General features: G+C 34.9%; 10 protein-coding genes and 1 pseudogene. 4 read left to right on the plus strand and 7 right to left on the minus strand.

Annotated features, from left to right (window positions below; translation table 11 throughout):
* Positions 1–3: 3 nt before the first annotated feature.
* The 7 genes and pseudogenes from PUH65_RS09495 to PUH65_RS09525 form a co-directional block, all read right to left on the minus strand.
* Entirely contained in the window at positions 4–1,323 is a 1,320-nt protein-coding gene (locus tag PUH65_RS09495) for a hypothetical protein (protein ID WP_305519762.1), read from the minus strand.
* A 54-nt stretch (positions 1,324–1,377) separates the two neighbouring features.
* Positions 1,378–2,268 (minus strand): 3-hydroxybutyryl-CoA dehydrogenase, encoded by an 891-nt coding sequence (locus PUH65_RS09500; protein ID WP_305519763.1) that lies wholly within the window; start codon positions 2,266–2,268, stop codon positions 1,378–1,380.
* A gap of 151 nt (positions 2,269–2,419) precedes the next feature.
* Positions 2,420–3,118 (minus strand): annotated as a pseudogene (locus PUH65_RS09505) (M23 family metallopeptidase); the annotation flags it as partial.
* 5 nt (positions 3,119–3,123) lie between these two features.
* Complete coding sequence (gene bla, locus PUH65_RS09510) at positions 3,124–4,011, minus strand: class A beta-lactamase, subclass A2 (protein ID WP_305519765.1); 888 nt, start codon at positions 4,009–4,011, stop codon at positions 3,124–3,126.
* Between the two features lie 11 nt (positions 4,012–4,022).
* Entirely contained in the window at positions 4,023–4,841 is an 819-nt protein-coding gene (locus tag PUH65_RS09515) for a M23 family metallopeptidase (protein WP_305519766.1), read from the minus strand.
* Positions 4,842–5,603, minus strand: coding sequence for an alpha/beta hydrolase (locus PUH65_RS09520; RefSeq protein ID WP_305519767.1), 762 nt, complete (start codon positions 5,601–5,603; stop codon positions 4,842–4,844).
* Positions 5,604–5,620: 17 nt separating this feature from the next.
* Positions 5,621–6,583, minus strand: a complete 963-nt coding sequence (locus PUH65_RS09525; RefSeq protein WP_305519768.1) for a Gfo/Idh/MocA family protein — start codon at positions 6,581–6,583, stop codon at positions 5,621–5,623.
* Positions 6,584–6,741: 158 nt separating this feature from the next.
* Between PUH65_RS09525 and PUH65_RS09530 the strand changes: the two genes are divergently transcribed.
* From PUH65_RS09530 to PUH65_RS09545, 4 genes are all read left to right on the plus strand, one after another.
* A complete protein-coding gene (locus tag PUH65_RS09530; protein WP_305519954.1) occupies positions 6,742–7,392 on the plus strand; it encodes a protein-L-isoaspartate(D-aspartate) O-methyltransferase in 651 nt (216 codons plus the stop codon).
* Positions 7,393–7,842 (plus strand): PH domain-containing protein, encoded by a 450-nt coding sequence (locus PUH65_RS09535; RefSeq protein WP_305519769.1) that lies wholly within the window; start codon positions 7,393–7,395, stop codon positions 7,840–7,842.
* A 202-nt stretch (positions 7,843–8,044) separates the two neighbouring features.
* The gene (ccsA, locus tag PUH65_RS09540; protein ID WP_305519770.1) at positions 8,045–11,332 is read left to right on the plus strand and encodes a cytochrome c biogenesis protein CcsA; all 3,288 of its coding nucleotides are present in this window, start codon (positions 8,045–8,047) and stop codon (positions 11,330–11,332) included.
* A gap of 238 nt (positions 11,333–11,570) precedes the next feature.
* Positions 11,571–12,488, plus strand: coding sequence for a ribonuclease Z (locus PUH65_RS09545; protein WP_305519771.1), 918 nt, complete (start codon positions 11,571–11,573; stop codon positions 12,486–12,488).
* Positions 12,489–12,546 lie beyond the last annotated feature (58 nt).

Here is a 12,546-nt window from a genome sequence, read left to right on the forward strand (position 1 = left end):
TATTTATTGAAATTGATTCTTGTCAATTTTAATTTTTTGTAAAACTTTGTATTTTGTTAAAGTGTTATTTTTCAGCGTATCATCTGGTTTAAAGGTTACTTTAACATTTGGGTTTACGGTGCTGATTAATTCTGCGATTCTAATTTTATCCAGTTGTTCTTCATTTTCCATATAGAAATTAATGCGTCCATTTTCTAAATTTTCAGCATGAAGAAATTGTGTGATTTCCTTTCGGTTTTCTAAATAATTTCCACGCGCTAACCAAGTGAATGCAAAGCCAGTCATTAAACTTAAAACCGTAATTCCATAAGTGAACTTTCCGATTAATTGCCACAGTTTTTTAAAATAAACCAACCATATTGGAAGTGAAAATGGCGCTAGTAATCGGTAGTCTAAAGCATTAACGGAATAAAAATATTGAATGAAAAAAGAACAGGCAATTCCGAGAAAGCCAATCGTGAGAAAAAATTTCTCTGTTTCTTTTAATTTTGTTTTAATGAAAAGGTAAATCATTAAAGCAAAATTTAATAAACCAATTCCTATAATTCCGTAATTAACGATTCCACCCGCCGGATTTAGGATATGAATGAAGGGATTAAAAACCGTGACCATTCCCAGAAACAGTTCTTTTAGTAATTTGGAAGTTGGGTGCAAACCGATTTCTAGAAATTTATTAACGTACTGATTATTAAAATAATCGATGAATAAAAACTTGTACAAAATCACGAAGATCAATCCAATAATTCCTGAATAAATAAAAGTTTTTCCATAGGTTTTTCTGTAATTTAATATACCAAAAACTCCAGTTGCAAACATGATGAATAAAGCAGGATAGCGAATATTATATAATCCAATTAAAGCCAAACTTAGATATAAAACTGCTTTTATACCTTTAATATTTTCTGTAATAATTTGATGAGCCAAATAAAGAAAAACGAACATTACAGGTAAAATCAACGTTTCGCTCATCGTATAAGAAAAGATAGAAACGAAACTAAAAAGTCCGCCAACTAAAATTATTTCTTTATAAAAGAATTTCTTTTTCCAGGCGAAAAATACGAGGAATAAATATGCTAAAACTCCAATCGTTTTACTTGCCCAAAATTCATCAAAACCAAAGAGCGTAAAAAACTTTAAACTCAGCGGATAACCGAGTGGAGTAGTTGTATTATCAATTGTGGGAAATACTTTCGACGTTCGCATATACCGAATTGAGTCTGGATTTACACGACCTTTTTCATTCCATAAAAAACGAAGAATGATCATTACAAAAGTTGCAATGACCAATAGTATTTGAATTGATTTTTCCTGGTTCTTTTTCATTAGAATAGAAACCTTCAAGGTTTTTAACATCTTGAAGGTTTATTAAATTTAAAATTACTTCGCAAACATTTTCGAAACCTTCTCGGCTTTTCTACTTTCGGAATAATCATAAAAACCTTCTCCCGATTTCACGCCCATTTTCCCAGCGGTAACCATATTTACAAGCAATGGATTGGGTGCGTATTTTGGGTTTTTAAAACCGTCGTGCATCACATTCAGAATTGCTAAACAAACATCTAATCCGATAAAGTCAGCCAATTGCAAAGGTCCCATCGGATGTGCCATTCCCAATTTCATTACCGTGTCAATTTCCTCAACACCAGCAACGCCGTTGTATAACGTTTCGATGGCTTCATTAATCATCGGCATCAATATTCTGTTCGCCACAAATCCAGGATAGTCATTCACTTCAACAGGAACTTTTCCTAAGGTTTTGCTCATTTCATAAATCTCGTCAAAAGTCTCTTTCGAAGTAGAGTAGCCTTTGATGATTTCTACCAGTTTCATAATCGGGACTGGATTCATAAAATGCATTCCAATTACTTTTTCCGGACGGTTGGTAACCGACGCGATTTTGGTAATAGAAATAGAAGAAGTATTGGTCGCCAGAATACACTTTTCTGGAGCCAACTCATCCATTTGTTTGAAGATTTTTAACTTCAAATCTAAATTTTCGGTAGCGGCTTCTACGATTAAATCTGCCTTTGCAGCACAATCTCCTAAGTTGGTAAAAGTCGAAATATTGCCTAAAGTATTTGCTTTTTGGTCTTCAGTCATATTTCCTTTTGAGATAATACGATCCAGGTTTTTGGTAATCGTGGCTATCCCTTTATCTAATGCAGATTGCGAAACATCAACTAAATTAACGGTGAATCCGGTTTGTGCAAAAGTATGCGCAATACCGTTTCCCATGGTTCCGGCGCCGATTACTACTATGTTTTTCATATATTTTTATTTTTAAAATCTTAATTATTTATAAACTTCTGGAGTACTGTTTTTTTTCTTCAACATAAATTGGGTTTGCGTTTCCGGTTACCATAAATTTAGTTTTGATGTAATTTCTTTCTCCATCAATTTTGGGAGCGAAAACGGAAAAATGCAGATGTGGGCCTTTAGTCCAACCCGTATTTCCACTATATCCTATTAATTGTCCTTGTGAAACTTGTTCGCCAATTTGCACCGTAGAACCGTTTTGTTTCAGGTGAACATATTCTGCTAAAGTCCCATCGTTATGTAAAATCGTAATTTTATTGTTGAATCTCGCACAGTCTTTTGTAATACAATTTTTATTATTATTAATGATAACCTGAACTATTGTACCTTCTCTTGCGGCAAAAACCTGTTCTCCATTTTGCAAACTGAAATCAATCGAATTTGCATTCTGATGAGAAAATTTCCCGTTGTATCCCTGGTAAACTGAATGCTTTTTATGCTTTGCGAAAGGTAAAGTATAAGCAATATCTTTTTCTTTAAAATCGATGTTCACATCTCCTAAAACGTAGTAAGCAGTATAATTGAAACGAGTGCCTTTTTTGGGATCGATGCTTTGTAACTCAGTCAAAAGAAATTTTTTCGCTAGTGCTGGGATTACCGTAACACTTTTATCTTTCGCCGAAGAACTCATGTTTTCAGCGGTGAAACTATATTCTACAGAAACTGGTGCGTGCTCGTCATTGTCGGCATAGAGTACAAAAGTTTTGCCGACATTTTCTCGATATATTTTTAACTGTATAGAATCTTGCGCGAAAGAAATACAAGAAACTACCGCAAGAAATAAAATTAGAAACTTCCTCATTCAAATTAATTTTTAGTAAAATAATCAAAAACAATTTTAGAAATATCGGCAACTATTTTAGTATTCGTCGCTTCACTTTCCATAGAATCTGAAACAAAAACGCTGATTGTATAATGCTTTCCATTTGGAAGAGTGATAATTCCGATGTCGTTTTCTGCAATGGTTAATCCTTGATTGTTTTTTCCAGAAGAACCGGTTTTGTGGGCAACTGGTGTTCCTTTTGGTAACTGCGCTACAAGTTTTGTAGCTCCGGTATTGGTTTCGACTAAAGTTTTCATTAAAAAATCAGTGGAATTTTTAGATAAAACTTTTCCTTCATAAAACTTTTTCAATAATAAATTTGCAGCATTAGTCGTGGTCCAGTTCCAGTACATAAACTCGTAACCTTGATGCATTTTCGCTTCGTCGGCTTTTATCTGAAATTTTTTAATTCCTTGATGATCGATGAATTTTTGAACGGTTTCTGTTCCTCCAATTAATCTTAGTAAAATATCACAACCGTTATTATCACTTTGTGCAACCGTATATTGAATCATTTTACCTAAAGACATTTCAATATTTCCGTCGGGATATTTCTCCCGAATCGGACTCCATGTATCGGGTAGAAGTTCTGATTTCTTGATGAATATATTTTGATCTAAACTCAGTTTCCCTTCATCAACTTGATTCAAAACCGCCAATGCAATATGAAATTTGAAAACACTCAACATCGGAAGTTTTTTATTTCCGTTGATGTTTAAACTGAAATTATCGTCTAATGAAAGAACAGAAACCGCCACAGTTGCTTGTTTCCCTTTAATAATGTTTTTAAGGTCTTTCTTTAAACTTGATTTTTGGGCAAAGGAAAAAACCGAACATACAACAATTAATAGCGTTAATAATTTCTTGGTCATTTTTATCATCATTAATAATTTTTAGTATAACTTTTTCCTTCTTCTAAAAGCGTTGCTTCTCTTTCAGAAGTTCTAAATTTCGTTTTTATAAATGTTCTTTTTCCGTCGATTCGATTAATGAAAACTGCGAAATGCAAATGTGGTCCGCTTGCAAAACCAGTACTTCCGCTATAGCCAAGGAGTTGATCTTTTTTCACGTGATCCCCTTTTTTAACGACTGCGCCATGGAATGTAAGATGGGAATAATCGGCAAAAGTTCCGTCGCTGTCCATGATGACGATTTTGTTATTGTATTTCGCACAAGAAATATCGGGACAATTCTTATTGTTATTATTGATGACGGTAACTACAATTCCGTCGCGTGCAGCCAAAATTTTACTGCCCATTTTTAAATCAAAATCTAATGAAAATTCATTCTGGTGAGAAAATTTTCCATCGTAACCTTGGAAAATAGTCTGCGTTTTTCCTTCCTCGAAAGGCAATGAATAAATATAATCATCATCAAAGTTTTCCTGCAGCGAATTTCCATAATTGTAAGTATTGGTGTAAGAAAAAGAGTTCGCTTGATTTGGATTGATGGGAGCCAGTTTTGCAATCAGAAACTTTTTTGCTTTTGCTGGAATCACTACTATTACCTCATTTGGAAGCGTACAGGAAAGATTCGTCAGTTTAAAATCAAACTGCGCAGACATCGGCATTTCTTCCTTATTATCTGCGAAAATAAAAACCTCGCGGTTAATAACTTCATTGTAAAACTGAATATCCCATTTCTCTTGGGAGAAAAGGAAAGTTTGAATAAACAGAAATAGTATTAATAATATCTTTTTCATTTAATTTTCATTCAGGTACGCTAATATTTTCGAAGTCAAGTATTTTCGTTCTTCTTCATTAGCGTCATTGTCCATACTGCTGTGTTTTATATCAGTAAACTGAACGGTAATTCCAAATTTTTTCTGTTCTTCACCAGAAGGTAAAACGCCTTCGTCGGCAGGATAATCGCTTGAACGTAAAGTATAAACTTTTGGTTTAGACGTTCTGGGTAAATCCATTCTTCTGTTATCCATTGCGATTAATTTATGAATCAATTCGGGATGTTGATGTGCAAAGAGAACAGATATATCTCCACCATTAGAATGACCAATTAAAACCAGTTTATCAAAATTTACTGAAGAATATTCTTCTTTCATTTTATTCAAAACAAAACCAATATTTTCTGAACCTCTTTTCCAATTTGGCATTCTTGTAACTTTTAAAGGTTCATCCATTGCAAGAAGTTCATCCGTATCTAATTCATGTTGGATGCTGATTACAAAATAACCTTTGCTGGCAAGTGTTTCCAATAAATAAGTGTAATCTTCAATGTACTCATCTCCCTTATTTCCACCATAACCATGACTGAAAATTATGGGAGTTTTATTCACTAATTTTTTATCTAAATGTCCGTAAATGGCAACAGGAATTAGTCGATTGCGAGATGAATCGGTATACTTTTCTAGAGCTAATAAATATTTATGATTCGAATGGTCAATCGCTATTTTTGATTTACAACCTAAAAGCGAGAATAAAATAATTATAATTAAAGATTTTTTCATTCGAAATATTCTACTAATTAAGAAATTAACCTCACAATTTCCAAAGCCACCTTCAACGCTTCCGTTCCGTCTTCCAAAGAAACTTCCACGCTTTTATTTTCAGTAATCGCATCGGCGAAACTTTCCAGTTCATCTAAAATCGCATTGTTTGGTTGAATGTTCGGATATTCAAAAATTATCTGATTTTTTTCACCGTCCGCATTTTCAATAATCATATCAAAATCACTTGGGTTTTCAGGAGCCGGTTTCATGCGGATTACTTCTGCTTTTTTCTCTAAGAAATCTACAGAAATATAAGCGTCTTTTTGGAAGAAACGAGATTTACGCATCGCTTTCATCGAAATTCTGGAGGTTGTTAAATTCGCAACACAGCCATTTTCAAATTCAATTCGGGCATTACAAATATCCGGAGATTTCGAAACCACTGAAACACCACTTGCATGAATCGCTTTCACTTTTGATTTTACCAAAGAAAGTAAAATATCCAGATCGTGAATCATTAAATCCAAAACTACAGAAACATCAGTTCCGCGCGGATTGAATTCTGCCAAACGGTGAATCTCAATAAACATGGGATCTTTGATGAAATCTTTGGAACCAATAAAGGCCGGATTATATCTTTCTACGTGACCAACTTGTGCTTTAATTCCAAATTCACGGCATTTGTAGAGGATTTCTTCTGCCTGTTTCAGGGTTTGCGTAACTGGCTTTTCAATAAAGAAATGGATTCTTTTATCAATCGCTTTCATCGCGTAATCGTAATGATATAAAGTCGGTGTTACGATATCCAGCATTTCGATTTCATTTAAAAGATCCTCGAAACTTTCAAAATATTTATATCCGAATTCGCTTTCCAGTTTTTTACCGTTTTCTTTATCTGCATCATAAAAGCCGACCAAGTCGTACTTTTCTGATTGTTGAAGTAATTTTAAATGGATTTTTCCTAAATGACCTGCGCCAACTAAACCTGCTTTAAGCATAGAAAATTAATTTTTGTAAAGATAAGAAAATAGATGAAAAGACATGAGAATAAGAGACACGAGACTAAGAGACCGTAGATAATTATGTGAAAATAGAAAATTTTAAAATCTCTAATATCATGTCTTTGAATCTCGAGTCTATTTCCTATTTTTGTGACATGCAGGATTCGTACGTACATAAAGGAAAAAGAAAAATTTTGATTGATTATCTCCGTGATAAAATGGGAATATCTGATGAGAACGTTTTGGCGGCAATTAACAAAGTTCCACGTCATCTTTTTTTAGAAAGTGTTTTTGAGGATTTCGCTTATGAAGATCGGGCTTTTCCGATTTTAGCGAAACAGACTATTTCTCACCCATCAACTGTTGCGGAACAAACCGCCCTTTTAGAAATAGAAGAGAAGGATAAAGTTTTGGAAATAGGAACTGGAAGCGGATATCAAACTGCAGTTTTAATTGCCATGGATGCTTGGGTTTATACCATTGAACGTCAAAAAGACCTACACGATTTTTCTCAGAAAAAATTTAGAGAATTACATCTTCGTCCGAAATTTCAAAGTTTTGGAGATGGTTTTTTGGGACTTCCAACTTTTGCTCCTTTTGATAAAATTTTAGTTACGTGTGGGGCAGAAGTTCTGCCCACAGAATTACTTCATCAGTTAAAAGTAGGCGGAAAAATGGTGATTCCTTTAGGGAAAACGGACGAGCAAATCTTAATGCGATTCACCAAAAGATCCGAACGTGAATTTGAAAGAGAAGAATTTGGTGCCTATAAATTTGTACCGATGTTGAACAATACCAATCATTAAATGAATACAGAAATACTCGTTTTTAAAACAAGAATCGGCAAAAGTTTTGTCGCTTTATATCTCCTGATATTTTTGATTATTTTATCGATGAGCATCGTTACTTACTATTCAGCCAATGATTCTTCAATGTTCAGTTTTATGGCAGGAATCAGTACTGTTGCTTTAATTTTTATGTCATCTACTTTTTTTCTATTGAAAATTAAGATTGAAGATGACTTTTTATGCGTTGACCTTTTTTATCCAATCTATAAAGTTGACATTAGAACAATTACAACCATACAAATGGGTAAGACAATGTGGTTTGGTTTTCACAAACACGGCACGGCTACCAAAGGTTTAATCATTTCTTCACAATTCAAAAACGATGTTTACATTACTCCACAAAATGAGCAAGAATTTCTTCAAAAACTACTGAATATTAATCCGAACATCAATATTAAGAAAGACTAAATTGTTCTTTTATATTTACGCATTGAAGAAATTTATGATTTCTTTCGATTCTATCAATGTTAATTAACTTAAAAAAGAAGTTGCAAATTCGCTAATTCAGATTATAGATTGTATTTTTGCCATCGTTCAATTTATTCTAAATTAAAATACCTGAAATCAAGAATAAACTTTTTTTCAGTTAAAAGTAAAGTTTTAGATTCTCATGAAAAAAATTCAAAGTATTCTTATTTCGACCAGAACCATGGCGGTTTTATTATTAGTTTATGCTGCTTCAATGGGTTATGCTACTTTTCTGGAAAACGATTACGGAACTCCCACTGCAAAAGCACTGATTTACGACGCCAAATGGTTTGAATTGGTAATGCTTTTACTCATTTTTAACTTTATCGGGAATATCTCAAGATACCGACTTTGGCGCCGGGAGAAATGGCCGGTTTTGGTTTTTCACCTTTCATTTATTTTAATATTTCTTGGTGGTGCAGTCACTCGCTACATAAGTTTTGAAGGGGTTATGCACATCAGAGAAGGGGAGACTTCTAACGAAATCATCACCGACAAAAATTTCTTTAAAATTCAAATAGAAGAAAAAGGAGATGTTCTTAATTATGAGGATATTCCTTATTTAATGTCCCCTCTTCACAAAAACTTTAAGGCAACTTATCAATTCCACGATAATAAAATTTCTGTAAAAGCGCTTGATTATATCCAACGTAAAAAAGACAGTATCGTACTTAATCCTTCTGGTACAGAGTATCTTCACTTGGTTTCTACAGGACAATCTGGGCGTGAAAATATCTACATCAAACCAGGCGATTCGAAATTGGTAAACGGAATGTTAGTTTCATTCAACAGAGCGATTGACGGAGCAGTGGAATTCAATAATACCAATGGAACTTTGTTAATCAAAACTCCAGTAGAATCTGAATATATGACGATGGCGACCCAAGCAAAAGGGATGACGAAAAAAGATGAATATGAGCCTTTAGTTTTAAGAAGTCTTTACACCATCAACGATTTGAAGTTGGTTGTTCCTGAAGGTTTGATGAAAGGAAACTTGATTGCTTATGAAGGTGACCGTAAGAAAGATGCTAATGTTTCTGATAATTTAAAAGTAGAAGTTCAAGGACCAAAATCAAAACTGATTGTTGATCTTCCAGTTGAAAAAGGAAATCCAAATGCCTTCAAACAAGTTTCACTTGATGGGATGAATATCATGCTTGGTTTCGGACCGAAAGTTTATAAAACACCATTTTCTTTAAAATTAGAGAAATTTGTGATGGAAACTTACCCAGGAAGTTCTTCACCAAGTGCTTACGAAAGTCACGTACAAATCATTGAAAAAGGAAAACAAACGCCTTATAAAATTTATATGAATCACGTATTGAATCACGAAGGTTACCGATTCTTCCAGTCAAGTTTTGATCCGGATCGAAAAGGAACTGTACTTTCTGTGAACCACGATTTCTGGGGAACATTGCTAACGTATATTGGATATTTCTTCCTGTTTGGTGGAATGTTTGTAATCTTCTTCTGGAAAGGAACTCATTTTTGGAAACTGAATCAAATGTTGAAAAACGTAAGCAAAAAGAAAGCAGCAACGCTTTTATTAATATTACTGACTCTCAATTTTAATGCGCAGTATATCGAAACCCACGGGAATACCGATGGTTCCGGAGCGCCAGTTCATTCTGCCGATGATGGACATGACCACGGTGCCGCAGATTTATTGAATGAAGACGCAGCGCCTCAAAAGCAACAGAAGGTAGGAATGTTAAGATCTCCGAAGCCAATTACCGCTGATGAAATTATCGCAAGAAATAAAATTCCTAAAGAACACGCCGATAAGTTCGGATATTTGTTAGTTCAAAATTACGAAGGTCGTATTGTTCCGATGAATACTCAGGCTTTAGACGTTCTTAGAAAATTGTATAAACACGATAAATTTAATGGAACAGACGGAAAATCAATGACAGCTGAACAATGGTTTTTGTCAATTAATACGGATACTGCAAGTTGGACCATGGTTCCGATAATTAGAGTGGGTTCGAAAGGAGGAGAAGAGTTAAGAAAAAAAACCAAAGCTATTTATAAAGATCATAAGGCTTTAGGTGATGAATATTATACGTCCCTAATGAGTCTTTTCCCAGCTGATAATACGGGTGCTCTTCATTACGTTTTGGAAAAGGACTACCAGGAAGCCTTCCGAAAAAAACCTGCAGATCAGACCAATTATGATAAAGAAGTTATTGCAGTAAACGACCGTGTTCAGGCCTTCAATGAATTCTTCAGTGGGCAGTTCATGAGAATTGTTCCCGTGAAAAACGATCCGAATAATACTTGGCATTCGTGGTTAGATCAAAATTTCGAACCGGATACTGCTTCACAAGAAGTGATGGGACCATATTTCTCAGAAGTTTTAGCAGCACAAAAATCAGGAGACTGGAGCAAAGCAGATGCTGAGTTGGTGAAATTAGAACAATACCAAAAAACTTGGGGGAAAAATGTAGTTCCGAATGAAACGAAAGTTAATCTTGAAGTATTTATGAACAAAGCGAACATTAACTTTTACTTATTGATGTTCTATTCTGTAATAGGTGGTTTAATCTTGCTTTTAGGTTTCTTCGAGTTATTCAAACCGAATAAGATTTTAAATAAAATAATCAAAGGATTAATTCTTGTTGGCTTAATTGGATATTTCGCGCAATTCTTAGGATTGGTAGGAAGATGGTACATTTCAGGTCACGCACCTTGGAGCAACGGTTACGAAGCAATTATCTTTATCTCCTGGGTCGGGATTACCGCCGGATTATTATTATACCGAAATTCAAATGCACTAATTCCTGCCGCCGGATTTATGGTAGCAGTAATCATGATGGGCTTTGCACACGGTGGTTCAGCGCTTGATCCGCAAATTACACCGCTGGTTCCGGTGCTGAAATCATATTGGTTAATTATCCACGTTGCCATTATTGTTTCGAGTTACGGTTTCTTCGGTCTTTCCATGGTAATCGCAATTATCACATTGTTCTTCTATATTTTCTCCGACAAAAAAACCTATAAAGTTCACCATGATACCACGATTAAAGAATTAACCATCGTTTCAGAAATGTCTTTAACCATTGGATTATATGCCTTAACTGTCGGAACCTTCCTTGGTGGAATTTGGGCCAATGAATCTTGGGGAAGATACTGGAGTTGGGATCCAAAAGAAACCTGGGCCTTCATTTCCGTTATGGTTTACGCCTTCGTTTTACACATGAGATTAGTGCCGGGCTTAAGAGGAAGATGGGCCTTCCACGTAGCCTCTTTATTCTCCATCAGCACAATTGTGATGACGTATTTTGGAGTAAATTATTACTTAAGCGGATTGCATTCATACGCCGCAGGAGATCCGGTTCCTGTCCCAATTTGGGTGTACATCGGTATTGCATTCATGTTCACCTTAGCCATCGTTTCGTATTTCAGATTCAAAGCGATTAACAAGAAATAAATTAAATAGTAAGTCCCGAAATTAATTTTCGGGATTTATTTTTTAGGAGCAAGTAGATTTTCGCTTCTTAGAAAACCGGTCCGGCTGTCCACTATATCTTTTAATTTTTTCTGTCGAAAAAAATAAAAAGGATGCCGTTTCCATCCGGGCTATAATCAAGATTGTTTTTTTCTTTTATAAGTCTTCTAAATATTCAGTAAATTTGTTTGAATTTAAAAACACCAAACATTCTAAACTTTTGAGCGCACACCTAACTATTCTCGGCTTCAACTCAGCAATTCCCACCGTGAATTCGTCTCCCACAGCACAATTCCTGGAAATGGATGAGCGTTGTTTTCTCATTGATTGTGGTGAAGGAACGCAAGTGCAGTTGAGAAAAGCAAAAGCACGATTTTCCAAAATCAATCATATATTTATTTCGCATTTACATGGCGACCACTGTTTCGGATTACCGGGATTAATCGCATCTTTCCGATTATTAGGAAGAGACACGCCTTTGCATGTTTACGGCCCGAAAGGAATCAAGGAATTACTCGAAACAATTTTCAAACTGACAGAAACGCACAAAGGTTTCGAAGTCATTTACCATGAACTGCAAAGTAAGAAATCAGAAAAAATTTACGAAGATCACAAATTAGAAGTTTTCACGATTCCTTTGGATCACCGTATTTACTGCAATGGTTACCTGTTCAAAGAAAAACCAAAAGAGAGACATCTCAATATGCAGGAAGTTTCGAAATATCCCGAAATAGAAACCTGCGATTATCAAAATATAAAAAACGGAAAAGATTTCGTTTTAAGTGATGGCTACGTTTTGAAAAATGAAGTGTTAACAACTGATCCTAACCGGTCAGTTTCTTATGCTTTTTGCAGCGACACGCGTTATTCAGAAAGTATTTTACCCATCATCAATGAAGTAGATTTGCTTTACCACGAAGCCACTTTCTTACACGATCTAAAAGAAATGGCAGATTACACTGGACATACCACCGCTTTAGAAGCCGCCAGAATTGCGAGAAAAGCCAACGTCGGAAAATTGATTGTCGGCCATTTCTCCAACCGCTACCATGATTTAAATGTATTTCTGGATGAAGCTCGCCAGGTTTTTCCAAATACGGATTTACCAAAAGCGTTAGTTCCAGTTGAGATTGGTTGAGAGTTTTAATTAAGGAATTTACTTAGAAAGTGTTTTTTTTAATTCTTGATTTTTGCGT

Origin of the sequence: Kaistella sp. SH40-3 (genome assembly GCF_030686865.1) — a bacterium.
In the GTDB taxonomy this organism is placed as follows: domain Bacteria; phylum Bacteroidota; class Bacteroidia; order Flavobacteriales; family Weeksellaceae; genus Kaistella.

Coding starts and splice junctions, on each gene's coding strand:
- PUH65_RS09495 (WP_305519762.1), bottom strand. CDS start 1,323: ATGAAAAAGAACCAGGAAAAATCAATTCAAATACTATTGGTCATTGCA.
- PUH65_RS09500 (WP_305519763.1), bottom strand. CDS start 2,268: ATGAAAAACATAGTAGTAATCGGCGCCGGAACCATGGGAAACGGTATT.
- bla (WP_305519765.1), bottom strand. CDS start 4,011: ATGACCAAGAAATTATTAACGCTATTAATTGTTGTATGTTCGGTTTTT.
- PUH65_RS09515 (WP_305519766.1), bottom strand. CDS start 4,841: ATGAAAAAGATATTATTAATACTATTTCTGTTTATTCAAACTTTCCTT.
- PUH65_RS09520 (WP_305519767.1), bottom strand. CDS start 5,603: ATGAAAAAATCTTTAATTATAATTATTTTATTCTCGCTTTTAGGTTGT.
- PUH65_RS09525 (WP_305519768.1), bottom strand. CDS start 6,583: ATGCTTAAAGCAGGTTTAGTTGGCGCAGGTCATTTAGGAAAAATCCAT.
- PUH65_RS09530 (WP_305519954.1), top strand. CDS start 6,742: ATGCAGGATTCGTACGTACATAAAGGAAAAAGAAAAATTTTGATTGAT.
- PUH65_RS09535 (WP_305519769.1), top strand. CDS start 7,393: ATGAATACAGAAATACTCGTTTTTAAAACAAGAATCGGCAAAAGTTTT.
- ccsA (WP_305519770.1), top strand. CDS start 8,045: ATGAAAAAAATTCAAAGTATTCTTATTTCGACCAGAACCATGGCGGTT.